The organism is Xanthomonas sp. WHRI 10207 (assembly GCF_040202975.1).
Classification (GTDB): Bacteria; Pseudomonadota; Gammaproteobacteria; order Xanthomonadales; family Xanthomonadaceae; genus Xanthomonas.
On sequence record NZ_JBEGDX010000001.1, the window covers coordinates 1166910 to 1192398 of the forward strand.

At 64.3% G+C, this 25489-nt stretch carries 25 protein-coding genes and 3 tRNA genes; 11 read left to right on the top strand and 17 right to left on the bottom strand.

All coding sequences use genetic code 11. The features are described from left to right. Positions 1-47: 47 nt before the first annotated feature. From lexA to ABQU90_RS05220, 6 genes are all read left to right on the top strand, one after another. Entirely contained in the window at positions 48-689 is a 642-nt protein-coding gene (lexA, locus tag ABQU90_RS05195) for a transcriptional repressor LexA (protein ID WP_055844265.1), read from the top strand. A 172-nt stretch (positions 690-861) separates the two neighbouring features. Continuing rightward, on the top strand, positions 862-1896 hold the full coding sequence (recA, locus tag ABQU90_RS05200; protein WP_055844262.1) for a recombinase RecA: 1035 nt from the start codon (positions 862-864) through the stop codon (positions 1894-1896). 248 nt (positions 1897-2144) lie between these two features. Then, the gene (gene recX, locus ABQU90_RS05205; protein WP_323522169.1) at positions 2145-2633 is read left to right on the top strand and encodes a recombination regulator RecX; all 489 of its coding nucleotides are present in this window, start codon (positions 2145-2147) and stop codon (positions 2631-2633) included. Between the two features lie 101 nt (positions 2634-2734). Then, complete coding sequence (gene alaS / locus ABQU90_RS05210; protein WP_115584424.1) at positions 2735-5383, top strand: alanine--tRNA ligase; 2649 nt, start codon at positions 2735-2737, stop codon at positions 5381-5383. Positions 5384-5522: 139 nt separating this feature from the next. Beyond that, positions 5523-5741 (top strand): carbon storage regulator CsrA, encoded by a 219-nt coding sequence (gene csrA, locus ABQU90_RS05215; protein ID WP_115527611.1) that lies wholly within the window; start codon positions 5523-5525, stop codon positions 5739-5741. Positions 5742-5818: 77 nt separating this feature from the next. Continuing rightward, positions 5819-5911, top strand: a tRNA-Ser gene (locus tag ABQU90_RS05220). Between the two features lie 87 nt (positions 5912-5998). Here ABQU90_RS05220 and ABQU90_RS05225 read toward each other — a convergent pair. Further along, complete coding sequence (locus tag ABQU90_RS05225; protein ID WP_323522170.1) at positions 5999-6166, bottom strand: hypothetical protein; 168 nt, start codon at positions 6164-6166, stop codon at positions 5999-6001. A 1779-nt stretch (positions 6167-7945) separates the two neighbouring features. Here ABQU90_RS05225 and ABQU90_RS05230 point away from each other — a divergent pair. Next, positions 7946-9877: a methyl-accepting chemotaxis protein gene (locus tag ABQU90_RS05230; RefSeq protein WP_323522187.1), complete on the top strand. Its 1932-nt coding sequence runs from the start codon at positions 7946-7948 to the stop codon at positions 9875-9877. A gap of 270 nt (positions 9878-10147) precedes the next feature. Here the strand turns inward: ABQU90_RS05230 and ABQU90_RS05235 are convergent, their stop codons facing one another. Beyond that, complete coding sequence (locus tag ABQU90_RS05235) at positions 10148-10849, bottom strand: pirin family protein (RefSeq protein WP_323522171.1); 702 nt, start codon at positions 10847-10849, stop codon at positions 10148-10150. Between the two features lie 135 nt (positions 10850-10984). Between ABQU90_RS05235 and ABQU90_RS05240 the strand changes: the two genes are divergently transcribed. Together ABQU90_RS05240 and ABQU90_RS05245 are read left to right on the top strand one after the other, a co-directional pair. Then, positions 10985-11929 carry a LysR substrate-binding domain-containing protein gene (locus ABQU90_RS05240; RefSeq protein ID WP_323522172.1) on the top strand — a complete coding sequence of 315 codons (945 nt, stop codon included), beginning with the start codon at positions 10985-10987 and terminating at the stop codon, positions 11927-11929. Between the two features lie 44 nt (positions 11930-11973). Further along, a complete protein-coding gene (locus tag ABQU90_RS05245; RefSeq protein ID WP_115561861.1) occupies positions 11974-12966 on the top strand; it encodes a DedA family protein/thiosulfate sulfurtransferase GlpE in 993 nt (330 codons plus the stop codon). A gap of 298 nt (positions 12967-13264) precedes the next feature. Here ABQU90_RS05245 and ABQU90_RS05250 read toward each other — a convergent pair. The 10 genes from ABQU90_RS05250 to ABQU90_RS05295 form a co-directional block, all read right to left on the bottom strand. Further along, positions 13265-13341, bottom strand: a tRNA-Arg gene (locus ABQU90_RS05250). Between the two features lie 92 nt (positions 13342-13433). After that, positions 13434-13510, bottom strand: a tRNA-Arg gene (locus ABQU90_RS05255). Between the two features lie 40 nt (positions 13511-13550). Then, the gene (locus ABQU90_RS05260) at positions 13551-14438 is read right to left on the bottom strand and encodes an alpha/beta hydrolase family protein (RefSeq protein WP_349783477.1); all 888 of its coding nucleotides are present in this window, start codon (positions 14436-14438) and stop codon (positions 13551-13553) included. 29 nt (positions 14439-14467) lie between these two features. Beyond that, positions 14468-15277, bottom strand: coding sequence for a bifunctional hydroxymethylpyrimidine kinase/phosphomethylpyrimidine kinase (gene thiD / locus ABQU90_RS05265; protein WP_323523392.1), 810 nt, complete (start codon positions 15275-15277; stop codon positions 14468-14470). A 40-nt stretch (positions 15278-15317) separates the two neighbouring features. Continuing rightward, positions 15318-15986, bottom strand: coding sequence for a YoaK family protein (locus ABQU90_RS05270; protein ID WP_104616879.1), 669 nt, complete (start codon positions 15984-15986; stop codon positions 15318-15320). Positions 15987-15992: 6 nt separating this feature from the next. Beyond that, complete coding sequence (locus ABQU90_RS05275; RefSeq protein WP_323523393.1) at positions 15993-16475, bottom strand: hypothetical protein; 483 nt, start codon at positions 16473-16475, stop codon at positions 15993-15995. Further along, positions 16475-17872 (bottom strand): PhoH family protein, encoded by a 1398-nt coding sequence (locus tag ABQU90_RS05280; protein ID WP_055844239.1) that lies wholly within the window; start codon positions 17870-17872, stop codon positions 16475-16477. The genes ABQU90_RS05275 and ABQU90_RS05280 overlap by 1 nt, the downstream gene beginning before the upstream one ends. A gap of 82 nt (positions 17873-17954) precedes the next feature. After that, positions 17955-18437 (bottom strand): peroxiredoxin, encoded by a 483-nt coding sequence (locus ABQU90_RS05285; RefSeq protein WP_115511940.1) that lies wholly within the window; start codon positions 18435-18437, stop codon positions 17955-17957. Positions 18438-18476: 39 nt separating this feature from the next. After that, a complete protein-coding gene (locus tag ABQU90_RS05290; RefSeq protein ID WP_055844224.1) occupies positions 18477-18827 on the bottom strand; it encodes a ribonuclease E inhibitor RraB in 351 nt (116 codons plus the stop codon). A 13-nt stretch (positions 18828-18840) separates the two neighbouring features. Next, a complete protein-coding gene (locus ABQU90_RS05295; RefSeq protein WP_115511939.1) occupies positions 18841-19467 on the bottom strand; it encodes a glycine cleavage system transcriptional repressor in 627 nt (208 codons plus the stop codon). Between the two features lie 93 nt (positions 19468-19560). Between ABQU90_RS05295 and dapA the strand changes: the two genes are divergently transcribed. Both dapA and ABQU90_RS05305 read left to right on the top strand, forming a co-directional pair. After that, a complete protein-coding gene (gene dapA, locus ABQU90_RS05300; protein WP_115553586.1) occupies positions 19561-20469 on the top strand; it encodes a 4-hydroxy-tetrahydrodipicolinate synthase in 909 nt (302 codons plus the stop codon). Positions 20470-20485: 16 nt separating this feature from the next. Further along, positions 20486-21001, top strand: coding sequence for a hypothetical protein (locus ABQU90_RS05305; protein ID WP_055844218.1), 516 nt, complete (start codon positions 20486-20488; stop codon positions 20999-21001). A gap of 107 nt (positions 21002-21108) precedes the next feature. Here the strand turns inward: ABQU90_RS05305 and fdxA are convergent, their stop codons facing one another. From fdxA to ABQU90_RS05330, 5 genes are all read right to left on the bottom strand, one after another. Next, positions 21109-21432, bottom strand: coding sequence for a ferredoxin FdxA (fdxA, locus tag ABQU90_RS05310; protein WP_005994928.1), 324 nt, complete (start codon positions 21430-21432; stop codon positions 21109-21111). A 269-nt stretch (positions 21433-21701) separates the two neighbouring features. Continuing rightward, complete coding sequence (locus tag ABQU90_RS05315) at positions 21702-22580, bottom strand: 2-dehydro-3-deoxygalactonokinase (RefSeq protein WP_323523394.1); 879 nt, start codon at positions 22578-22580, stop codon at positions 21702-21704. Beyond that, on the bottom strand, positions 22577-23488 hold the full coding sequence (locus ABQU90_RS05320) for an SMP-30/gluconolactonase/LRE family protein (RefSeq protein WP_323523395.1): 912 nt from the start codon (positions 23486-23488) through the stop codon (positions 22577-22579). Before ABQU90_RS05320 ends, ABQU90_RS05315 begins: the two co-directional genes overlap by 4 nt. After that, entirely contained in the window at positions 23482-24630 is a 1149-nt protein-coding gene (gene dgoD / locus ABQU90_RS05325) for a galactonate dehydratase (protein ID WP_055844210.1), read from the bottom strand. The genes ABQU90_RS05320 and dgoD overlap by 7 nt, the downstream gene beginning before the upstream one ends. Then, entirely contained in the window at positions 24627-25259 is a 633-nt protein-coding gene (locus ABQU90_RS05330; RefSeq protein WP_055844207.1) for a 2-dehydro-3-deoxy-6-phosphogalactonate aldolase, read from the bottom strand. The genes dgoD and ABQU90_RS05330 overlap by 4 nt, the downstream gene beginning before the upstream one ends. Positions 25260-25489: the final 230 nt, after the last annotated feature.

The window sequence follows — 25489 nt, forward strand, 5'->3', positions numbered from 1 at the left end:
GAAACTAGCTCTTGCGCATGGTCTTGTTAGTAGTAATACTACTAACCATGGACCTGACCGATACCCAGCAAGCAATCCTGGCCTTGATCGCCGAGCGCATCGACGCCGACGGCGTCCCGCCTTCGCAGACCGAGATCGCCCGTGCCTTCGGCTTCAAGGGCGTGCGCGCCGCGCAGTACCACCTGGAGGCATTGGAGCAGGCTGGCGCGATCCGTCGCGTGCCTGGTCAGGCACGCGGCATCCGGCTGGCCGGGCAGGGCGCGCACTCGCGGACGCCGCCGGTCGCCGAGCCACTGCGCGACGACGTGCTGCGCCTGCCGGTGCTAGGGCGCGTCGCAGCGGGCCTGCCGATCGGCGCCGATATCGGGTCCGACGACTTCGTCGTGCTCGATCGGGTGTTCTTCTCGCCGTCGCCGGACTATCTGCTCAAGGTGCAGGGCGATTCGATGCGCGACGAAGGGATCTTCAACGGCGACCTGATCGGTGTCCACCGCACCCGCGACGCGCGCTCGGGGCAGATCGTCGTGGCCCGGATCGATGAAGAAATCACCGTCAAGTTGCTCAAGATCGGCAAGGACCGGATCCGGCTGCTGCCGCGCAACCCGGACTACGCCCCGATCGAAGTGTTGCCAGATCAGGATTTCGCCATCGAAGGCCTGTACTGCGGGCTGCTGAGACCCAATCGCTGAGGGCCGCACTGATGTCTGTGCTGGCGTTTTCCCCAGCCGGCATTGCAGGATTCGCCGCTGCCAGCGCAATGTTCGCAACCTTAATCTGAGTGTGTCGCAGCCAGTCTCAGCCTATGCGATACACCGTCGTTACATTTGCTCCACACCGAAATCACTGACAAGGATCACCCAGATGGATGAGAACAAGAAGCGCGCCCTTTCCGCCGCACTGAGCCAGATCGAAAAGCAATTCGGCAAAGGCTCCGTGATGCGCATGGGCGATCGCGTGATCGAGGCGGTCGAAATCATTCCGACCGGTTCGCTGATGTTGGACATCGCACTGGGGATCGGCGGCCTGCCGAAGGGCCGCGTCGTGGAAATCTACGGACCGGAATCCTCGGGCAAGACCACCTTGACCCTGCAGGCCATTGCGCAGTGCCAGAAATTGGGTGGCACCGCTGCGTTCATCGACGCCGAGCATGCGCTCGACCCGATCTACGCGGGCAAGCTGGGCGTCAATGTCGACGATCTGCTGCTGTCGCAGCCGGACACCGGCGAACAGGCGTTGGAAATCGCCGACATGCTGGTGCGCTCGAGCTCGGTCGACATCGTGGTGATCGACTCGGTGGCTGCACTGACGCCGAAGGCGGAAATCGAAGGCGAGATGGGCGACCAGCTGCCAGGTCTGCAGGCACGTCTGATGAGCCAAGCGCTGCGCAAGCTGACGGGCAACATCAAGCGTTCCAACACCCTGGTGGTCTTCATCAACCAGTTGCGCCACAAGATCGGCGTCATGATGCCGGGTCAGAGCCCGGAAGTGACCACCGGCGGTAACGCGTTGAAGTTCTACGCCTCGGTGCGTCTGGACATCCGTCGTATCGGCGCGATCAAGAAAGGTGACGAGATCATCGGCAACCAGACCAAGATCAAGGTGGTCAAGAACAAGTTGGCGCCTCCGTTCAAGCAGGTCGTGACCGAAATCCTTTACGGCGAAGGCATCAGCCGCGAGGGCGAACTGATCGACATGGGCGTGGAAGCCAAACTGGTGGACAAGGCAGGCGCCTGGTACAGCTATGGCGACGAGCGCATCGGTCAGGGTAAGGACAATGCACGCGGCTACCTGCGCGACAACCCACAGGTGGCGGCCAAGCTCGAAGCCGAGCTGCGTGAGAAGTTCCAGCCCGCAGAAGCGCCGCGCGAAGCGGGCGACGACGCCGAGAAGGAATAAGCGCTACCGGCAGCAAGCGATTGCGGTCCGAGTGGGACGGCATGGCGCACAGCCCGTCATGTTCCCGCAGGACATGACGGACTCAAGCGCCTGGCAACAGCTCACTGCTGAGCGACCGGTAAGGCGGAGTTTTTCTATCGCGAGGACGGCGGAGTCAGTGCCGTTGCTTCTCGCGGTAGATCTATCGAAGGCCAGGAGGGCAGGCGCCATGGAAGGCGCATTGATTCAGCGATCGGGGACACGTCACGATGGACGAGCAAGAGCCCGCACCAAAGCGGGGGCGGCGGTTCAAAGAGCAGACGCCGGTCCAGCGCGCACTTGGTCTGCTGGTGCGGCGCGAGCACTCGCGCAAAGAATTAAACCGCAAGCTGCTGGCGCGCGGTATCGAGCCAGATGCCGCACAGGCGGCGGTGGAGCGGCTGGCTGGCGAGGGCTGGCAGGACGACACTCGATTTGCTACCGCGGTGGTGCGCAATCGTGCCGGCTCCGGCTACGGCCCCCTGCATATTCGTGCCGAACTCGGAACCCATGGCCTGGATAGCGAGGCAATCAGTGCCGCCATGGCGACGTTTGAAGGTGACTGGACCGAGAACGCACGCGATCTGATCCGGCGCCGGTTCGGCGAGCAAGGCCCGGTGGACCTGCCGCAGCGACGCAAGGCCGCCGATCTGCTGGCCCGGCGCGGTTTCGACGGCAACAGTATTCGTAGCGCCACGCGCTTCGACCTTGAGGACTGAGGGCGTCAGGCCTGCTACCCTTCGTGGTTTCAGGTTGTTCCCCTCATCTGCGCCCACATCTCATCGGGTGATCGGGACTGCCGCCCGCCCAATGCCAGCTCATGAACGCACCTGCCAAATTCAGCACCTCCCAGATTCGTAGTGACTTCCTCGCGTTTTTCGAGGGGAAGGGTCACACCATCGTGCCGTCCGCGCCGCTGGTGCCGGGCAACGACCCAACCTTGCTGTTCACCAATTCCGGCATGGTCCAGTTCAAGGACGTCTTCCTTGGCGCGGAAAAGCGTAGTTACGTGCGTGCTGCGGACGTGCAGCGCTGCCTGCGTGCCGGCGGCAAGCATAACGACCTGGACTCGGTGGGCTACACCGCACGCCACCACACTTTCTTCGAAATGCTGGGCAACTGGTCGTTCGGCGACTACTTCAAGAAAGACGCCATCGCCTGGGCATGGGAGCTGCTGACCCAGGTCTGGAAGCTGCCGGCCGACCGTCTGCTGGTGACCGTTTACCACACTGACGAAGAAGCCGTCGCCTTGTGGCGCGACATGATCGGTATTCCCGAAAGCCGCATCGTGCGTATCGGCGACAACAAGGGTGCGCCATACGCGTCCGATAATTTCTGGCAGATGGCCGACACCGGCCCGTGCGGCCCGTGTACCGAAATCTTCTTCGACCATGGCGATCACATCGCTGGCGGTCCGCCCGGTTCGCCGGACGAAGATGGCGATCGCTTCATCGAGATCTGGAATCTGGTCTTCATGCAGTTCGACCGTCAGCCCGACGGCACCCTGGTGCCGCTGCCGGCGCCGTGCGTGGATACCGGCATGGGGTTGGAGCGTCTGGCGGCGATCCTGCAGCACGTCCACACCAACTACGAGATCGATCTGTTCCAGGCCTTGATCGGCAAGGCCAGTGCGCTGACCGGCATCGCCGATCTGGAAAACAAGTCGCTGCGGGTGATCGCCGATCACATCCGCGCCTGTTCGTTCCTGATCGTCGATGGCGTGCTGCCTTCCAATGAAGGCCGTGGCTATGTGCTGCGCCGAATCATTCGGCGTGCGCTGCGGCATGGCTGGATGCTGGGCGTGCGCCAGCCGTTCTTCAGCAAGATGGTGCCCACCCTGGTCGAGCTGATGGGCGAGGCCTATCCGGAACTGGTGGTGGCGCAGGAAACAGTGGCGCGCGCCCTGCTGGCGGAAGAGGAGCGTTTCGCCGAGACGCTGGACGCCGGCATGAAGATCTTCGACGACGTTGCATCGCGCTCGCAGGACGTGATTCCCGGCGCGGATGCATTCCGTCTGTACGACACCTATGGCTTCCCAGTCGATCTGACCGCCGACATTGCACGCGAGCGCGGTATGCGCGTGGACATGGAGGGCTTTGATTTCGCCATGGAGCGTCAGCGCGAGACCGCGCGTGCGGCAGGCAAGTTCGGCGGCGGCGTCGCATTGCCGGCCGATCTGGTTGCGACCATGTCGCCGACCGTATTTCTGGGCTACGAGGCGTATGACGCCGACGCGCTGAAGGTTGTCGCGCTGCTCAAGCAGGGCCGCCCCGTGGAGCGTGCCGAAGCCGGCGATGAGGTCATCGTGTTCACCGATCGCACGCCGTTCTACGCCGAATCCGGCGGCCAGGTCGGCGATAGTGGGCAGTTGAGCACGACCGATGTTTCCATCGAGGTCGCAGACACGCAGAAGTTCGCCGGCCAGTTTCATGGGCATGTCGGACGCATCACCGAAGGCGCGCTGGCGCTGGGTGACGTGCTGGCAGGCGGCATCGACGTGCAGCGCCGCGGCAAGACCATCCTCAACCACTCGGCCACGCACTTGCTGCATGCCGCATTGCGCGAAGTGCTGGGCACGCATGTGCAGCAGAAGGGCTCGCTTGTGGCGCCCGACCGCTTGCGTTTCGACTTCTCGCATTTCCAGCCCATCACTGCGGAAGAACTGGCAGTGGTCGAGCGCAAGGTCAATGCCGAGGTACGCACCAACCACAGTGTCGAAGTGCACAACATGGCCATGCAGGAAGCGCTGGATTTCGGCGCGATGGCCTTGTTCGGCGAGAAGTATGGCGAGCACGTGCGCGTGCTGAAGATGGGCGGTTATTCCACCGAGCTGTGTGGCGGTACCCATGTCAGCCGCACCGGCGACATCGGTCTGTTCAAGATCACCTCCGAAGGCGGCGTGTCGTCGGGCGTGCGTCGTATCGAGGCGGTGACCGGGCAGGGCGCGCTGGATTACGTTGCCGATGAAGAACGCCGGCTGTTCGAGGCGGCAAGCCTGCTCGGCGGCAACACCACCGAGGTGGTCGACAAGGTGCGCGCACTGACCGAGCGTCAGAAGCGCCTGGAGCGCGAGCTGGAATCGCTGAAGGCCAAGCTGGCCTCCGGCGCGACCGCAGATCTTGGCGCCAGTGCTGTCGACGTGGACGGGGTCAAAGTGGTTGCCGTACGTCTGGAAGGATTCGATGCAAAGGCGCTACGCGAGGCGATGGACCGCTTGAAGCAGCAACTCGGCGATTCGGTGATCGTGCTGGCCGGTGCATCGGCGGGCAAGGTTGCGCTTGTCGCCGGCGTGAATGGCAGCCCAACTGGCAAGGTGAAGGCGGGGGAACTCCTCGGCCATATCGCCAGTCAGATCGGAGGCAAGGGCGGTGGCCGTCCGGATCTCGCCCAGGGTGGTGGCGAGGACGGGCCCGCCCTTGCGACCGCACTCGACGGTGTGCCCTCCTGGGTCAAGCAACACTTGGGCTGAACACTTGTCCTGCTATGCCTTGCTGGCTAGCAGGATGTCCCGCTACCATTTCTGGTCTATTCCCTTTACCTAGGGCGCGTCTCACTCACGAGGCCGTCGATGCTGGTGGGAAATCCACCGGTTCCAGGAGATTTGCAAAATGTTGATCCTCACTCGCCGGGTAGGCGAAACCTTGATGATCGGCGACTCGGTCACTGTTACCGTGCTCGGCGTCAAGGGTAATCAGGTGCGTATTGGCATTACCGCACCGAAAGATGTGGCTGTGCATCGCGAAGAGATTTATCAGCGCATCCAACGTGGGGACGAGCCGGTGGCCTCTGGCGCACATCACGGCGACGATTCTTCGAATTGCCCGTAATAAAGGGTTTACGTTAACCCCTGTTACCCGGTATTCTTCGCGGCCTGCCACGGACATCGCGGCAGGACGCAAAAACTGGAGCGATGCCCGAGCGGCTGAAGGGGCTCCCCTGCTAAGGGAGTATAGGGTCAAAAGCTCTATCGAGGGTTCGAATCCCTCTCGCTCCGCCAGTGTTCTAGACGCCCGCAAATCCTTGATTTGCGGGCGTTTTTATTTGGGTTGATGGGTGTGGTCAGCGGTGGTCGCCAGCTGTAACGTCAAATTCCATCGCCATCGCCATCGCCACTTCCGCTGCCTTTGATGGATTGCGAGCCGTGCGCTCGCTCTTGCTCGGGTGACTGCTCGGCGCTCATGCTTTCCTGTGCTGTTGTTCTTCGATCGCTGCGTTCTTCGTGGCCGCCGCCGGGGATCTTTGCGTCGCTCATTGTTGAGGGCGCTGTGGTGCGAGCTGTGTCGCATCGAGGGCGTGAATCCGCGATGCCTGCAACAGGCGAGAGTGTGAGTCGATGATGCGTGGGACAGGCGATCGGCAGCTGTGTTGCGGGAGGCTCAGACATTTTGCGAAGCATGCGCGGTGGCGTTGCTACTGCACGTGGCAGCGCTGGCTTCTTGGTCAAGGCTTGTCGCCATCGCTTCCGATAACTGACAGCTACCGCGCCAGACGCGCGTTCGTGAGTGTGCGTCGCGGGTTGGTGGCTCAAGCGATGTTGGATTGCCGCGGGATGATCGGTCTGGTGTGCTGGCATTACGCCCTGCGTGAGGCCGCAACCACCATAAATCGCAACCGTCATGCAGTTGCCGGGTCTGATCGGCGCCGTCCGTCGTCCGTCGTCCGCCATCCGCCATCCGCCAACCGCCAACCGCCAACCGCCAACCGCCAACCGCCATCCGTATCGGTCGCGTCGTCGACCATTTCGTCACCGAGTGTCGCTGTTGAAGCGATATGTAACGGGTCTCCTGCCACCTGGCCCGGTAGGCGCATTGTTCTTGGCTTTTTCTCCTGTTGCGTGCCCTCATGCTTTTTGATGTTCGAAAAATAGGCGCGCTTGGAGGGGGCAGTTAGCGGACTGCGAAACCATCTTCGCTTGCCGCTTGCCGCTTGCCGCTTGCCGCTTGCCGCTATTTCCCGCCATGCAAACAGCAAACAGCAAACTGTAGGGTCAATCTCCTGCGTTCAACTTCGCAGACCACCTACTGCGCTAACTGCAGACCTAAGGCCTAAGGCCTAAGGAAACTCTGAACAATTCGTCCGTATGTTTTCGATCAACGCTCCGGGCATCTTCACTACGCGCAACTGCCTGATATTCAGCATGGAAGACCACCGCGTTTGAGCGATATCCCGGATCACTTGTCCTGCCGCGCGTAGTTCAGGCCTTTCTTAAGCTGCGGGGTTTGCCTTCTTGCTGGCGTGTTTTGCCCGGCGCCCCCTTGTTCCTGCTAGCTGCCGGTTCCTTGATCAAAGCGGCAACTTTTTTGCCGCACACGTGTTCCAGTTCGCGTTCCTCGCCGATGCACGACGATGCTGCGAGAGGACGTGGCCGATCTTTATCTGAGCCTCGTTCTGCCGATGATCCAGCGCATGCTGCCGCGTCGGTGACGCCGCCAGTGATGTCGGCAGTGATCCCCGCGAGGCGAGAGATGCAGTGGGGCGTGTGGCGCTGTCGACGGAGTCGCTATGCAACGGGTAAGTCGTCGGTCGCTCGAAAATACAGAAGCCAGCGGTCCGGAGAGCCGGTCGCATCCGTCGGTGTGAGTGGCGTTTACGGGTGCTTTTTTCCAACGATGCAAGACGGAGGAGGGTCCATCGCGAGCGATCGCCGATACGCTGGCGCTGCGCGCGCCTTGGCGGCCAACGTACTGCATCAGCCACTGTGTTGCAGATCGGAGAAGAAAGTCTGGTCTTCCTTGCACGCCAGGAAACAAGGCCTCGACACTACGCTGGCGCTGCGCGCGCCTTGGCGGCCAGCGCACTTAGTTTTGCAAATCGGAGAAGAAGGGTCTGGTCTTCCTTGCACGCCCGGAAACGAGGCCTCGACTTCGGGAATGCCGGGGCATGAAGAGGACGATCAGAGAGAGACCGTCTGACATCTGAACCACTCGACTCTGTGGCAAGCGAAGGGGGTCAAGTACGGCGCGTGCGTGTCGCTAAAGACGTGACCCATATCTCGGATTTCGACGTGATGCGCCTACCGTTGCTTGGACGCCTGTTCTCTTCCTGGAGCCGTGGGCTGCAGCACAAGGCCAATGCAGTGGATCGGGTGATGGCGGTGATCGAATTCGATCTGGACGGCCGCATTCTGGATGCCAATCAGAACTTCCTCACGCTCATGGGATACCGGCGTGACGAGGTGGTTGGCCAGCATCACCGCATGTTCGTGACGACGAGTGATCGCGACAGCGAGAGCTATCGCCAGTTCTGGGATGCGTTACGGCGTGGCGACTTCAATGCCGGGCGCTTTTGCCGGCTGGACAAGCAGGGCCGCGAGGTCTGGATCAATGCCTCCTACAACCCGCTGCTGGATCGTGCGGGCAAGGCCTACCGCGTGGTGAAGTACGCCACCGACATCACCGAGCAGGTCCGTCAGACCGCCGATTTCGAAGGGCGCATCGATGCGATCGACAAGGTGATGGCGGTGATCGAATTTGCGCTGGATGGCACGGTGCTCGATGCCAACCAGAACTTCCTGCAGGTCATGGGCTATCGGCTCGATGAGATCCGCGGCAAGCACCACGGCATGTTCGTGGAGGCGCAGACGCGTCAATCGGCGTCCTATCGCGCGTTCTGGGATTCGCTTGGGCGCGGTGCATTCGATGCCGGTCGCTACAAGCGCATCGGCAAGGATGGCAGAGAGGTGTGGATCCAGGCGTCCTACAACCCGGTTCTCGACGAACTTGGTCGCCCTTACAAGGTGGTCAAGTACGCCACCGACGTCACCCGTCAGGTCATCGATTCGGCCGATGCGGATGGGCGCATACAGGCCATCGACAAGGTGATGGGCGTGATCGAGTTCGATCTGCACGGCCGAGTGCTGAGTGCCAACGATAATTTCCTGGCGATTCTTGGTTACTCGTCGAACGAGGCCATTGGCCAGCATCACGGGGTGTTCGTCGATGTGGCCTACCGCGCCTCCGACGAATACCGGCATTTCTGGGCAAAGCTGGCACGCGGCCAGTTCGACGCGGGGCGGTATCGGCGGTTGCGCAAGGATGGCAGCGCGGTGTGGATCCAGGCATCCTACAACCCGATCCTGGATGTCTCCGGGCGCCCGTACAAGGTGGTCAAGTACGCCACCGACGTGACCGACCAAGTGCGCTCTGCCGAGCGCATGCGCGACCTGATGCGGCAGACCATGAGCATCGCGCAGAACGTGCAGCGCGAGTCGCATCATATTTCTGCTAGCAACCAGGAGCTGGTCAGCCGGGTGTCCACGCAGTCCAGCGCCGTGGCGCAGACCTCGAGCACGATCGATCAACTGGCCGCCACCGTGCGCACCAATTCCGAAAACGCCGGCTCGGCCCGGCGCATGGCCGAGGACTCGGCTACGGTGGCGCGGCGCGGTGCGGGCGTCATCGCCGACGTGGTCAAGACCACCGCCGGCATTCGATCGGCAACCGACCGCATCGGTCAAATCATCGAAGTGATCGACGGCATCGCATTTCAGACCAATATTCTGGCGCTCAACGCGGCGGTGGAAGCGGCGCGCGCCGGCGAGCAGGGACGCGGGTTTGCGGTGGTCGCCACCGAGGTGCGCAGCCTGGCGCAGCGCTGCGGCGTGTCGGCCAGGGAGATTCGTTCGCTGATCGACAATGCGACCAACCAGGTCGGCGATGGCTCGCGCCTGGCCGAACAGGCCGGCGTCGTGATGCAGGACGTAGTGGCCTCGGTACTGCGTGTCACCGCGACGGTGGAGCAGATCGCCGCCGCCAGTCACGAGCAGGCGCTGGATATTTCGACTGCGAACACGGCGCTGCACTCCATCGGCGTGCAGGCGCGCGACCAGGCGCAAATGGTCGATGACCTGGCGCGGTCGGCACGCGTGCTGGAAGCCGATGCGGACGCATTGTTCGCACTGGTCAACGGCGATGCCGACGGAGCTGCGCAGTCCGACACGCCGTTCAAATCGCAGGCCGCATAACGGCCAATCGCTGAGACTGCGACCGCGGTGGCCGGATGTCGGAGCCTTCGTCTTTGGCGCTGAAGACGGACGTCATGTCATGTCGTGTCACGGTGCGTGTAAGCCAAGCGTTGTCGCGGCAAGGTAAGGCAAGCGCACGAATGACACGCACAGCGTCGCGCCCAGGTTTTCGCGCGCAGCACAAGGCCCGCTAGCGCGGGCCTTGTGCGTTGGGGGTAGCGCCGCTTGCAGCATATGCAGGTCGCATGCACTGCAAGGTTCCCAACCGGCTTACTTCGGCATATCAAACACCAGTACTTCGGCGTCGCGTGCATCGGCCAGCACGATCTCCGGCTCGCCGATGACCTGCACCGCATCGCCAGCCGACAACGCCTGTCCATTGACGCTCAGGCTGCCGCGGGCCACTTGCACATAGCCGATGCGGCCTTCAGCCAGCGGCTGCTGCAGGCGTACGTCGCCATCGAGGATCGATGCATACAGCCGTGCGTCCTGGTGCAGGCGCAGCGAGCCGTCATCACCAGCCGGCGAGGCGATCAGACGCAGCTGGTTGCGCTTGCTGTCGGCATCGAAATGCTTTTCTTCGTAGCTGGGCTCGATACCGTTGCGCTCGGGCATCACCCAGATCTGCAGGAAGTGCACCGGCTCGCTGGACGAATGATTGAACTCGCTATGGGTCACGCCGCTGCCGGCGCTCATGCGCTGCACATCGCCGTAGTGCAGCACCGAACCGGTGCCCATGCTGTCCTTGTGCTCCAGCGCGCCGTCCAGGACGTAGGAAATGATTTCCATGTCGCGGTGGGCGTGGGTGCCGAAGCCTTCGCCCGGGGTCACCTTGTCTTCGTTGATCACCCGCAGCGGGCCGATGCCCATGTGGCGCGGGTCGTGGTAGCTGGCGAAGGAGAAGGTGTGGCGCGAAGACAGCCAGCCATGCTCGGCACGGCCACGGGTTTCGCTCTTGCGGACATTCAACATGTTGCTTCTCCTTGAAAGATTCGAATTGGCGCCGGGGGTGAATCGGTGTCCCTGCGGCTTGATGCGTAGTCTCCGCCTCTGTCGGCCAGAGAAAAAGCGAGTAGATTTGGCTGCTACCATCGAAAAATTCGAACAATGAAAATCAGCCTGGAAGCGCTACAGATCCTGGATGCGATCGACCGTCGTGGCTCGTTCACCGCAGCGGCCAAGGTGTTGTTCAAGGTGCCCTCGACGATCTCGTACACGGTTTCCAAGTTGGAAGACGATCTAGGCGTGCAGCTGTTCGAGCGGGTGGGGCCGAAGGCAACGCCGACCCAGGCCGGACGCGAACTGCTGCGCGAAGGACGCAACCTGCTGCGTGCCGCGCAGGAGTTGGAGGTGCGCGTGCGGCGCGTCGCCTCGGGCTGGGAGTCGGACTTTGCGATCGGGCTGGATGCGATGTTGCCGGCTGCGCTGCTGCAGGCGCAGATCCTGGACTTCTACGCCGTGGCCGACAGCACCCGGCTGCGGGTGCTCAGCGAGTCGCTGTCCGGCAGCTGGGAGGCGCTACTGGACCGGCGCGTGGATTTGATTGTGGCGGCGGGCGAGGGGCCAAGTGGCGGTGGTTATGTCGCCGAACAGATCGGCACCGTGCGCTTTGTGTTCGCAGTGGCCGCGACGCATCCGTTGGCCGGCGCTCAGCTGCTCGGTGCGACCGAGCTGGCCGACCATCGCGCGATTGCCGTGGCGGATTCGGCGCGGCGTCTGCTGCCGCGCACGGTCGGTCTGTTGTCCGGCCGCGATGTGCTGACCGTGCCGGACATGCACACCAAGTTGCTGCTGCAATTGGCCGGGGCAGGCTACGGGTTTCTGCCTGAGCCGTATGCGCAGGGCGTGCTGCTGGAGGGCCGTTTGCGCCAGGTGCCGGTGGAAACGCACAAGGCAGACGAGACCTTCTTCCTGGCGTGGCGGCCGGGCGAAGAGGGCGAGGCGCTTGGCTGGTGGCGGCGCGCGTTGCGGGCCGACGGTCTGTTCGAGCGATGGTTGCAAGCGCTTGCCGAAACGTATCGTTTCGCTGCCGCCGGGCAGTCGCAAACGTGATCAAGAGCGGATAATGACCGTTCGCCGTCGCGCAGGGTCGTCGCATGCAAGGCTTGATCGAACAGTACGGATTGGCGCTGGTGTTTGCCAACGTGCTGGCGTTGTCGCTCGGGCTGCCGGTGCCAGCGCTACCGACGCTGGTGCTGGTCGGCGCCGGTTACGCGCTGCGCGGTGGTAGCGAGGCGTGGCTGGCGGGTCTTGCCGCGTGGGGCGTGTCGGTGCTGGCGAGTCTGCTTGGCGACCTGGTGTGGTATCTGGCAGGCCGTCGTTTTGGCAATCGCACCTTGCAGTCGCTGTGCCGGCTGTCGCTGTCGCGCGATACCTGCATGAAGCAGACCGAGCGCTTTTTCTCGCGCTGGGGCGTGCGCGTGCTGGCAGTGGCCAAGTTCGTGCCGGGCCTGTCGATGGTGTCGGTTCCGATGGCTGGTGCGATGCGGGTGCGGCCGGGCGCGTTCCTGCGTTACGACGCGTTCGGCGCCTCGCTGTGGGCGCTGGTCGGATTGGGGCTTGGGGCGGTGTTCGCCCATCAGGTGCAGGACGTGCTCGTGTTCTTGTCCGAGCTCGGTTCCGGTGCGGTGGTGGTGTTGGCCGCGCTGCTGGCCTGCTACGTCGGGTGGCGCTGGTGGCGGCGCCACACGCTGCTGCGCTCGCTGGAACAGGCGCGTATTGCAGTGGACGAGTTGGTGCCGCTGCTGGACGGTGACGAGAGCCTGCGGCCGACGGTGCTGGATATCCGTGCGCCGGGATATCGTGACCTGCAGCCGTACACGATTCCTGGTGCGGTGTTTGCCGACGAACGCCAGCTTGCACAGATTCTGGCCAGCGTGCCGCGCGATCGCAGCGTGGTGATTTATTGCGCGTGTCCCGATGAAGTGTCTGCGGCGTGGCTGGCAGGTCGGATGCGCGAGCGTGGCTATCGCGATGTGCGTCCGTTGCTGGGCGGGCTGGATGCGTGGCGCGATGCCGGGCATCCGGTGACCTCGTTATTGCCGGTGGTGGTGGTCGGCCAGTCGGATGCTGTGGGCGCTACCGCGTGAGCGTTCTGCGTCCTGTTCGATAAGAACAGCTCACCAAACGACTGTGCAGTTGCCTGCCTGCCTTCCTGCCTGCCTGGCGCGCGGGCGCGGCCGGTGCTCGCTGCCGCGTCGCTTGCAGTGTGGTTCTGAGCGCGCCTTCCATACCCATCCGGCAACGCGCGCTACGTCTTGATGGGCGCTTTAACGCGCATCGCAGCGCATTCGTATCGATATGCTGCACAAGCCGCATTCGCGGGCGATGCAGGACAAAAACGACAGGCAAAAAAAAGACCAGCAAGCTGGTCGTTTTCTTCAAGATTGGTGCGCCCGGAGAGATTCGAACTCCCGACCGCCTGGTTCGTAGCCAGGTACTCTATCCAACTGAGCTACGGGCGCATATCTTGTTTGACTTGCCATCCGATGCAGTGCAGTCGGACGTTTTAACTAAAAAAACAGCGGTTCAGTGCTGTCTTTTTTGTTCCTGAAGATGGTGCGCCCGGAGAGATTCGAACTCCCGACCGCCTGGTTCGTAGCCAGGTACTCTATCCAACTGAGCTACGGGCGCCTCGTCAGGAGCGGAATTATGCGGATGCCCGACGTACTCGTCAATCCCTTTGTGAAATTCGATTGTCGCCGGCCGCATCGGCACGCGTGCGTTGCAGCGCAGCCGCGACGGCGGCGGGTGCCTTCATCCATGCAAAGTGATCGCTGCGCACGCCCAGTTGCGCATCGTCCAACTGCTGCACCTCGGCATGCGCCTGCGGCATCTTCTGCAGCAGTGCATGCAACGCCGCAGCCGGGCCGAAGTGATCGTGGTCGAAGGTCAGCGCCTTGATCGGTACCGTCAACGCACCCAGTGCGCGCTCCAGATCCCAGGTGCTGCCTGCAGCGCGATAGCGATTGCTGCGGCCGACCTGCGCCCAGTCGGCGATCAGGCTGCGTGCCTCGGTGCCGCCGAAGCCAAGCGATCGCCCGTGCAGCACGCCTTGTACGCGTGCAAGCCAGGGCAGGGCGCGATACGCCAGCGGCAGTCCGTAGCGCATCGGGCGCGGAAAGTTGCGCCAGTATGGCGAGCCGGCGGCAACCAGCCACAGCTGCGCCAGCGGTGAGTCGCGTTGCGAAGGAACTCGCGACGCCTGCAACGCGGCATGACAGCAGGCCAGCTGCCCGCCCAGGCTGTGCCCGCCGACAATGCGCGGATGATGCGGGTCGTGCCGATCCATCAGCGCCTGGCTCGCAGGGAGGTCGTCGGCAAGCAATGCGCGATAGCCCCAGTCGTGTTGGCGCGATGGGCGCAGCGTGCTGCTGCCATTGCCGCGCCATTCGTGCAGGTAGACCGCGATCCCGGTAGCGGCCAATGCATCGGCAAACGCCTGGTAATGCCGCGCTGCCACGCCCAACGCCGGCAGCCACAGCAAGCTGGCGATCGGTTGCGCTGGTGCACTGCGAATCACCTGCCAGCGATGTCCATCGGCTGCGCTGGCGGGCAGCATGTCGCTGTGCACGCATTCGCTATGCACGCTCATACCGCTGGGGCGGCGCCGAAGTGGTCGAGCACCAGTACCTCGCTGTGCCCTGGGCGCTGCCCCAGGCGGATGGCGCGCGCCACGTAATCAATCGCTGCTTCGCAGGCATTGAGCAGCGACAGGCCCTGGCACAATTGCGCGGTAATCGCTGCCGACAGACTGCAGCCGGTGCCGTGCGCATCGACATCGATACGCGGATGCATGAACACGTCCTGGGTGACGCCGTCATCGAAGCGATCGATCACGCGCGCGCCCTCATGCAGATGGCCGCCCTTGAGCAACACCGCGTTCGCGCCCAGCTCCAGCAGCGCGGCGGTCGCATGTTCGGCGGCGTCGGCCGTGTCGATGCGGCGGCCGGTCAGCAGCTCGGCTTCCGGCGTATTGGGTGTGATCAAGGTTGCCAGCGGCAGCAGGCGGGTGCGCAGCGCATCCAATGCCGCGTCCTCGAGCAGGCGCGCGCCGCTGGTGGCGACCATGACCGGGTCCAGCACGATGAAGGGTGGGCGATGGGCTTCGAGCAGGTCCGCCACGCAGTGGATGACGTCGGCATTGGCCAACATGCCGAGTTTGACGGCCTGGATCTGGAAATCGGCGAAGCAGGCATCCACTTGTGCGCGCAGAAATTCAACCGGCGGGATGTGCACAGCGGTGACGGCGCGCGTGTGCTGCGCGGTCAATGCGGCAATCGCCGACAAGCCGTGCACGCGATGCGCGGCGAAGGTTTTGAGATCGGCCTGGATGCCGGCACCACCGCCGGAGTCGGAGCCGGCGATGGTCAATGCGGACAGGGTGCTGGGCGTGGTCATACGCCGATTCTGCACTGCTACCTGGAGGATGTGCGGATCATCAGGTGCGCCAGCGACGCCATTGCAGGTAGGCGACGTAGCCGACACCGGTCAATCCGGTGAGGCTGGCTGGCAGGTAGAGCGCGTCGTACTGCCAGCGCTGGAACAACAACGTGCCCAGGACGCTGCCGCCAAGAAAGCCACTGATGATCAGCCCGCTCAACGTGAGTCGACGCACTTGCAGCGGGCGCCCGCGCAGCAGGTGCCCCAGGCCGATGCCCAGGTCGGTGAACATGCCGCTCAAATGCGTGGTGCGGACCGCTGCGCCACTGAGGGTGGTCGCCATCGCATTCTGCAGGCCGCAGGCGCCAGCGGCGAACAGCACGCCGCCGACATGATGCAGTTTGAACAGCGGAATCGCAGCCAGCAACAGCAGTGCCTCGATCAGCAGCGCCGCGCCGTAGCGCTGTCCAAGCCGCAAGACATCGTCCTGGATGATCAGTCCGCTGAGCATGGCGCCTGCGCAGAAGGCAATGAGGATGCCCCAGAGAAAGCCGATTTCCGGCGCGGTGTTTTGCACCAGAGCAACGCCGAGCAGGCTGGTCGTGCCGGTGAGGTGGCTGACCACCTGGTGCTCCGAGCCCAGGTAGCCGACCACGTTGACCATGCCGGCCACGCTCGACAATGCCACCGCGCCAACCCAGACCCAGCGCGGCAGCAGGATTCCCATCTCGCGTCAGGGCGTGCCGTTGACCGCGATCTGCGAAAACCCGCCGGTCTGCGGGTCGTACAGCGCCCCCCAGAAGGCGCTACCGCCGTCGCAGACCTTGATCGCTTCCCTGGCCGGTTTCACTGGCGGGTCGTTGGGCAGCTTGAAGGCGTTGATGTAGATCAGTTGCTGGCCCTCGATCACCACGCCCACATATTGCCGGTCGAACTCGCGCGGCTCGGCGATGCTTGGCGTCAACGCATCCTGCCGGGATTCGAGCTGCTCGATCTGTTGATGGCTCGGTTCCCAATAGCCGGTGATCTGGCCTGGATGACGCGCCGGACTGTCGCGCGAGCAGGTGTCCAGCACCTGCTCGGCGACGCTCTGGCGGGTGATGATCCACGACTGCCCGCTTTTGAGGTTGGTCGGTACGGTAGAGGGCGCCTGCGTGGTCGCACAGCCGGCCAGCGCGAGCACTGCAAGGGCAGTAGCGCTGCGAAGCATTCGCATCACAGCACCTCCGAGGCGAAGTCGGCCAGACGCGAACGTTCGCCACGGCGCAGCGTGATATGCGCGCTGTGCGGCCAGGCCTTGAAGCGATCCACCGCGTAGGTCAGGCCGGACGTGGTCTCGGTGAGGTAGGGCGTATCGATCTGCTCGACGTTGCCCAGACAGACGATCTTGGTGCCGGGGCCGGCGCGGGTGATCAGCGTCTTCATCTGCTTCGGCGTGAGGTTCTGCGCTTCGTCCAGAATCAGATACCGCGACAGGAAGGTGCGGCCGCGCATGAAGTTCATCGAGCGGATCTTGATGCGGCTGGCGAGCAAGTCGTTGGTGGCCGCGCGGCCCCATGAGCCGCCGTCCTGGTTGTGGGTGAGCACTTCCAGGTTGTCGGTGAGCGCGCCCATCCACGGCGTCATCTTTTCTTCTTCGGTGCCGGGCAGAAAGCCGATGTCTTCGCCCACGCTGACGGTGGCGCGGGTCATGATGATCTCGCGGTAGCGCTGCTGATCCATCGTCTGCGCCAGGCCCGCGGCCAGCGCGAGCAAGGTCTTGCCGGTACCGGCGGTGCCGAGCAACGTGACGAAATCGATCTCCGGGTCCATCAGTGCGTTGAGCGCGAAGTTCTGCTCGCGGTTGCGCGCGGCGATGCCCCAGACCGCATGCTGGGTGTGGCGGAAATCATCCACCAGGCACAGCGTGGCTTTGCCGCCACCGACCTTGGCCACACGCAGTTCGACGTCGTCTTCGCCCGGCAGATACAGGTACTGGTTGGGGTACCAATCTTCGTCGTCGGCCAGCACGATCTCGTAATGGGTGCGGCCGCGCTCGTTCCAGCTGCGCAGGTCCTCGTTGTGCTTTTGCCAGAAGTCTTCCGGCAACTCGATGGCGCCGGTGAACAGCAGGCTGAAATCGTCCAGCGCGCGGTCGTTCTGGTAGTCCTCTGCCACCAGGCCGCTGATGTAGGCCTTGATGCGCAGGTTGATGTCCTTGGACACCAGGATGACCGGCACATCCGGGTTTTCTTCGCGCAGCGCCAGCACCGAGGCCAGGATCTTGTTGTCCGGCAGCATCGCGCCGAAGGTGCGGCCCGGGTCGATCGGGTGAATCTGGAAATACAGCCGGCCGATCGCGGCCTGGCCCTTGAGCTGGATGCCCTGCGGGTGACTGAGCAGGATGCCGGCCTGAATCTGCTCGGCGTTGGTGTTTTCCAGCAGTTCGTCCAGGAAGCGGCTGACCTGGCGCGCGTTGCGGCTGACTTCGGAGGTGCCCTTCTTGGCGTTGTCGAGTTCTTCGATCACCTGCATCGGAAGGAACACATCGTGTTCTTCGAACTTGAACAGCGAGGTGGGATCGTGCATCAGCACGTTGGTGTCCAGCACGTAGATGCGCTTGCCTCGGGTCATTGGGTCTTCCAAGTGATGGAGCAGGGGCGAGCCATCACGCCTGCGTGTGCAGGGTGATGGAGGACAGGGGAAACGAGGGGCGTCACTGTTTGGCGTGCGCCTTCACGGCAGCCAGCACGGCCTCGGCATGGCCGGCGACCTTGACCTTGCGCCAGGCCTGCACGATGCGCCCCTCGGGCGACAGCAGGAAGGTGCTGCGCTCGATGCCGAGCACCTGCTTGCCGTACATGTTCTTTTCCTTGATCACGTCGAAAGCGCGGCACAAGGCTTCGTCGCCATCGCTGATCAAGGGAAAGTTGAAGCCTTGCTTGGCGCAGAAGTTGTCGTGCGACTTCACCGAGTCGCGCGAGACGCCCAGGATGGCAGCGCCGGCTTTCTTGAAGTCCGGCAGCAAGGCATTGAAGTCCAGGCCTTCGGTGGTGCAGCCGGGCGTGCTGTCCTTCGGGTAGAAGTACAGCACCACCCACGTGCCGGCATAGCCGCGCAGGGTGGTCTGGGTGCCGCCGGACAGCGCCAGCGGCAGGTCGAGGGTGGTAGCGGGCAGTTCCAGTACAGCGTCGGTCATCGTTGCTCAGCCTGAAGGGGAGAGGCGGTCGGCGGCCGATCAGGCCGGCCCGACGTCCATCCCATCATAAGCAGCTACATGGAAACGTTTGGCGAGTGCATCGAACTCTGCATTGCGCTGATTCAGCGATTCAATGGTGTGGTGTTCGCGCTTGTCCACATGCAGGAAATATGACTCCTCATCGTCGCCGTCGTCTTCGTCGCGTTCGCCGAGAAAGATGTCGATGACGCGATAGCCGTCCTGGGTCAGCTGCTCGGAAAGTTGTTGCAGCGGCTGCTGCGCCGGGTCGGCGAAAAAGTATTCCCAGCGCAACGGGCCGTCGAGATTCCAGTCGGTCTCGGAGCGGATGTGATCGAACATCTGTTTCAGCGCGGATTTGGCGATGGCCATCGGTGCGTCTGCCTTAGAACTTCATCGGGTCCATGATCGCGTCGAGATTGAGGTGATCACAGAATTCCAGGAAATCATCGCGCAACGCGGCGATGTGCATGTTGGCCGGTACCCCGATGGTCACCTGCGCCGAGAACATCTCCGCACCGGTCTGCATGGCGCGGTAGCGGGTGCTCTGCAGGTTTTCGATGGTGATGCCCTGGCGGTCGAAGAAATCGGCCAGCTGGAACAGGATGCCCGGCTTGTCGGCGGCGATCACTTCGACGATGTACGGCAACAGGTTGGACTGGGTCTGCTTGGGGCCGGTGCGGTACCAGACCAGCTTGAGGCCTTCCTCGCGTTCGAGCCGTGTCAGCATCGCTTCGAGCTTGGCGACCGAATCCCAGGAGCCGGTGGCCAGTGCGGTGACCGAGACATCGCGCCCCACCGTGGCCAGGCGAGCGTCCACGAGATTGCAGCCGCTGTCGGCGATGCGGCGGGTGACAGGCAACAGGGGGGACTCCGGATGCGTCGTGTAGGCGTTGATCAGGAGGTGATTTTCGGTCGGCGAGGGCCGGGGTGTAGAGTCAGTCAAAGGGGCTTCCGGCATTGCATCAGGCTGAATGGCCGCCCGGACAGGCGCCCTGGCGGTGACCAGCATACTTGCCCGTGGTTTCGCGCCGCAAGTAACATGCAGGCGGTCGCAACCCGCGTGCGCGCGGGCCTCCCCTTGTCACGTAAGAGCAGCAGAATCTTGTCCCTTTCCGGCATCATCACCGCGCTGGCGACCCCCTTCGGGCCGGACGGCGCACTCGACCTGGATGCCTGGCGGCGGCTGCTGGAGCAGCAGCTGCACGGTGGCGTCCAGGGAATCGTGGTTGCCGGCTCCACCGGCGAAGCCGCCGCGCTGAGCGACGACGAATACGACACATTGCTGCGCGCCGCGGTGGCCCAGGTCGCTGGCCGGGTGCCGGTGCTGGCCGGTACCGGGCTGTCCGGCACCGCAAAAACCATTGCGCAGACGCGCCGCGCCGCCGCGCTGGGCGCGCAGTACGCGCTGGTGGTGACGCCGCCGTACGTGCGCCCGACCCAGGCAGGGTTGAAAGCGCATTTTGTGGCCGTGGCCGACAGCGGCGGGTTGCCGGTGGTGTTGTACAACGTGCCCGGCCGCACCGGCTGCGATCTGCTGCCGGAGACGGTGGCCGAGTTGGTCGATCACCCCAACATCGTCGGCATCAAGGAAGCGCGTAGCGAGCCCGAGCGCGTCGCCGCGCTGGTGGCGTTGCGCAGCGACTCCTTCGTGGTGCTCAGTGGCGATGACGGCAGTGCCGCGCAATCGATGCTGTCCGGCGCCCAGGGGCTGATCTCGGTGGCGTCCAACGCGTTGCCGTCGGCGTACCGTCGCTTGTGCGATCTGGCCCGCGATGGCCAGCGCGATGCCGCCCTCGCATGGGATGCGCGCCTGAGCGAATACCATAGCTTCTGCGGGATCGAATCCAATCCCATCCCGGTCAAGGCGCTGCTGCAGCGCGCCGGGATCGGGCACGGCCTGCGCTTGCCGCTGCTGCCACTTTCTGCGGCGCATCAGCCTGCCGCCGACCGCCTTGCCGCCGACGCCGTTGCGTTGGAAGCACTTTCCAGCCGCGAAATGCTCGCGGCCTGACCCAGGAGATTTATCGATGCGTCATTCCGTTTCCCCCGTCCGCGTGCTGTCGCTCGCGTTGCTGGCGACCGCCACCGTCGCCGCCACGAGTGGTTGCAGCTGGTTTCACAAGGGCGCGCGCGGCGACTATGCGTTGGCCCCGGAAGCCCGTCCGCTGGAAGTGCCGCCGGATCTGAACCTGCCCGACACCTCCGGTGCGATGAAGGTGCCGACCCTGGCATCGACCACCCAGCAGACCAACACGCCGCCGTCGGCGAGCGCCAACAGCGGTTTCACCGTGCCGGGCGAGCGCGATGAAGTGTTTGCCAAGGTCGGCACGGCGCTGGCCGAGATTCCCGGCCTGACCGTCGCCAGCAAGGCGCAGATGCTGGGCTCCTACGACGTGAGCTACGAGGGTTCCAGCTTCCTGGTGCGCGTGGTCAAGGTCGAGGCGGGCAGCTACGTGTCGGCAGTGGATCCGCGCGGCATGCCGGCCACGGCTGCCGCACCGGTGGCGGTGATCAGCGCGCTGAAGGGCAAGCTCGGCGGCTGAGTGGTTTGGCCATTGCCGGACAGCAAAACGGGCGCCCAGGGCGCCCGTTTTGCGTTGTTGCGGTGTGGCTAGCGGGCAGCGATGCTGTCGCGCGCCGGGACAGTGCCTTAGCGCTGCAGCAGCGGTAGCTTGTTCGGCTTGCCGTCCCAGTCTGCCGCATCGGGCAGGGGCTCCTGGCGCACCGTCAACACTGGCCAGGCCTTGGCCAGTTCGGCGTTGAGCGCGACGAAGCCTTCCTGGCCCGCGGGCACGTCATCTTCCGGATAGATTGCGTTAGCCGGGCACTCGGGCTCGCACAGGGTGCAGTCGATGCACTCGTCCGGGTCGATGACCAGGAAATTCGGGCCGACGTGGAAGCAATCCACCGGGCAGACCTCGACGCAGTCGGTGTATTTGCACTTGATGCAGTTTTCGGTGACAACAAAAGGCATGGCGGAATCCGGCGTTTAGCCTGGCAATTCTAAAGCAGTCGGGTGGTGGGTGTGAGGTGGGACGGGGATTGTTTGCCGCGCAGATGATGGATTGGTCGTGGTCTGCGGGGTGTCGTGATGCCTGGATCTCGCTGGGTGGGTTGGCTGTCTTCCGCCGTACCCTCACCCCAACCTCCGCTCCGCGTCCCGGCCCGCGCTTGCGCGCAAGCCGTGCCTTCTCGCCCCACGGGGAGAGAGGGGCTTTGCATCCTGTCTCCCCTTCAGGGAACTCAGGTCAGGCCGTGTTGCCGGGCCAGCGCGAACAGGCCGGTGGCGGCCAGGTCTTCCGGGTGTTGTTGGGTGGCGACGCCCAGGTGCGTCAACGCCAGGGCGTAGCGCTGCGCCAGGGCGGGGCTGCCGACCAGGTGCACAGTGGCGTGGCTGCCGCGATGCTCGCGGAGCTCGTGGCCGATCAGCAGGCCCGAGAGGTACGAGGGCAGGGCCTGTGCACTGAGGCGGTCGAACAGGCCCAGCGTGCGGGTGCCGAACAGGTGGTGGCTGAGACCGCCGGGTTCGGCGCTGCGATCCACGCCTGACAGGAATGCGGCCTCATCGAGATCGGCATGGTCGTTGGGCATCAGCTTGCCCAGGATGCTGTGCTGGCGCAGCACCGCGTACAGCTCGCCGGTCATCACGGTGGCGAAGTCGGTCAGCTGGCCGTTGGCGATCGTCGCCCATTTGCTATGCGTGCCGGGCAGGCAGGCGATGTGGTCGCCGTCGCCAAGTGCGGCGAACAGGCCGACCAGTTGGGTTTCTTCGCCGCGCATGACATCCGGCACGCCGTGCTGCGCGCCGGTGCTGACTCCGGGGACGAACCACAGCGTGCGGCCGGGCAGCAGATCGTCGTAGCGGCGCATGGCAGCGGTCAATGCGGCGGTGTCGGCCGGGCAGGGCAGGTAGGCCTGTTCGACCCAGCCGTTGCGGCTGCCGATCATGCCCGACAGCACGACCGGGCCGTCCCAGCCATCGATCAATGCGTTCAGGACCTCGCCGAAGCGGCCCTGGCAGGCGAGGATGCCGTCGCTGCCGCGGCGTTGATCGAGCACGGCGCCGGTGGCGTCGAGCAGGTAGGCGCGCAGGCTGCTGGTACCCCAATCGACCGCGATCATGCGCTGGCCACCCGGCTTTCGGGCAGGCCGGCGATGGCGACGTCGCAGACGAACAGGCCGCCGGCTTCGGGCATGCGTGCGAGTTCTTCGGCGCTATGGTCCAGGCGCGAGGAGATCATGTGCAGGCGATCCAGCGCCGCGCCACCGAAGGCGCTGCAGGTGGGGTGTTTGACCGGCAGGTGCACGATGCGCTCGACACTGCCGTCGGGGCGATAGCGCACCACGCGCGAGGCGCGCCATTGCGCATTCCACAGATGGCCTTCGCTGTCGATGATCGAGCCGTCCGGCTCGGCGTCGTCGCGGTCCAGGGTGGTGAACACGCGCGTGTTGCTGGTCTGTGCGGTCTCCGGGTCGTAGTCGCAGCACAGGATCTGCGGGCGCACCGAGTCGCAGTAATACAACGTGCGGCCGTCGAGGCTGAAGCAGATCGAGTTGGGGATCGACACGCCCGGCAGTGGCAACGCGCGCAAGCCATGTGCCAGCGAGAACTGATACATCGCGCCGCGCGCGGCCTTGTTGTCGTGTTCGTCCATGGTGCCGAACACCAGATTGCCGTGCCGATCGGCGCGGCCATCGTTGCTGCGCGTCAGCGGGTTGTCTGCCTCGATATCGGCCAGTTTTTCGAAGGGCAACACGTCATCTTCGGTGCTGTCCGGGTCGGCGATGCCGATGGCCTTGGCCAGTGCGATCAGCAGGCGGCCATCGTCCATCAGGCCGAGGCAGCCGGGGCGATCGGGCAGCGTCCAGTAGCGCGTCTGCGCGCTGGCAGGATGATGCCGCCACAGGCGTTTTTCGCTGATGTCGACCCAGTACAACGCCTCGCGCTGTTCGCACCACAGCACGCCTTCGCCATGCGTGCAGCGGCTGTCGACCGCCAGTACGGCGGTGTGCTCGGGCATGCTCACCATTCGGCGATGCTGCCGTCGGCGTGGCGCCACACCGGGTTGCGCCAGTCAGGCGGATTTTCGTTTGCGCGCTTGAGCATCTCTTCGTCGATCTCCACACCGAGCCCGGGCTTGGGCAGTGCGGCGATACTGCCATCCACGCACTGAAAATCGTCTTTATTGATGACGTAATCGAGCAGGTCGGCGCCTTCGTTGTAATGGATGCCGATGCTCTGTTCCTGCAGCACCGCGTTGTGCGACACGAAGTCCACATGCAGACACGCCGCCAGCGCAATCGGGCCGAGCGGGCAGTGCGGGGCGAAGCCGACGTCGTAAGCTTCGGCCATCGCGGCGATCTTGACGCACTCGGTGATGCCGCCGGCATGCGACAGGTCCGGCTGCACCATGCCGATGCCACCGGCGCACAGCACGTTCTTGAATTCGAAGCGCGAAAACATGCGCTCGCCGGCAGCCAGCGGAATCGAGGTGCTGGCGGCTAGGCGCGGGTAGTACTCGGCCTGTTCGGCCAGCACCGGTTCTTCGACGAACAGCGGCTTGAACGGTTCGAGTTCGCGCAGCAACGCCTTGGCCATCGGTGCGCCGACGCGGCCGTGGAAGTCGATGCCGAAGTCGATGGTGTTGCCGAAGGCTTCGCGGATTTCGGCGACCTTGACCACGGCGGCATCGACGGCGCGCGCGCTGTCGATCAGCTTCATTTCTTCGGTGCCGTTGAACTTGAAGGTGTCAAAGCCCAGCGCGCGGTAGTCGGTAATCTGCTGGATGATGGCGCCGGGGCGGTCGCCGCCGACCCAGCGGTAGGTCTTCATGCGATCGCGCACCAGCCCGCCCAGCAGCTCGTACACCGGCACGCCCAGCGCCTTGCCCTTGATGTCCCACAGCGCCTGGTCGATACCGGCGATGGCGCTCATCAGGATGGCGCCGCCGCGGTAGAACCCGGCGCGGTACATGGTCTGCCACAAGTCGTTGATGCGCGCCGGGTCCTTGCCGACGACATAGCCGGCCAGTTCGTGCACGGCCGCTTCCACGCTACGCGCGCGGCCTTCGATGACCGGCTCGCCCCAGCCGGTGATGCCCTCGTCGGTCTCGACCTTGAGGAACAACCAGCGCGGTGCGGCGTGGTAGGTGGTGAGGCGGGTGATCTTCATCCTTGCAGTTCCTGGTAGGCCTGCACGAAGTTGCGTGCATGCGTCTGGGTCGTTTCGAGTGATTGCGCGGGTTTGTACAGCTCGCCACCGATGCCGGCGCCGGCGGCGCCCTGGGCGATGAACCCGGCCAGGGTCTGCGGGCTGACGCCGCCGACCACGTAGACCGGGATGTGGGTGGGCAGCACCGAGCGCAGCGCGCGCACATGCGCAGCGCCATAGGTCGCGGCCGGGAACAGTTTCAGGATCGTTGCGCCGGCGTCGATGGCGTCGAACGCCTCGCTGGCGGTGGCGAAGCCGGCCACCACGGTCAGCCCGCGCGACACCGCATGGCGGATCAGGCTGGGGCGCGTGTTGGGGGTGACGATGAAGCGCGCACCGATGTCGGCCAGGGTGTCGACGTCTTCATTACGCAGCACGGTGCCGGCACCGATCCAGGCGCGCTCGCCATAGGTCTGCTGGGCGAGGGCGATGCTCTGCTGCCAACGCGGCGAATTGAGCGGGATCTCGATCGCATCGAAGCCGGCGTCGATCAGTGCGCCGACATGGTCCAGCGTTTCTTCCGGCGTGATGCCACGCAGGATGGCGATCAGTGGCAAGGCGAACAGGCTGGCGGTGGTGTCTGAGGTCATGGTGTTACTCGCGATAGAGCGGAAAGCGGCCGTTGGCGGCCAGATGGCCGGCAACGTCGTGGGAGCTTGCGCGACTGCGCGCGGCAAGCAGGTGCTGCCGATGCGCAATCCGGAGAAGAAAACGAAGCGTGGGTGGGCTGGCGCCCGGGTGGTCGATGCGCGCGTGATGCGCGACATGTCTACCGCTACGGCCTGCAAGTGGCCGGCAAGATGCCGTCATCGTCGTCCAC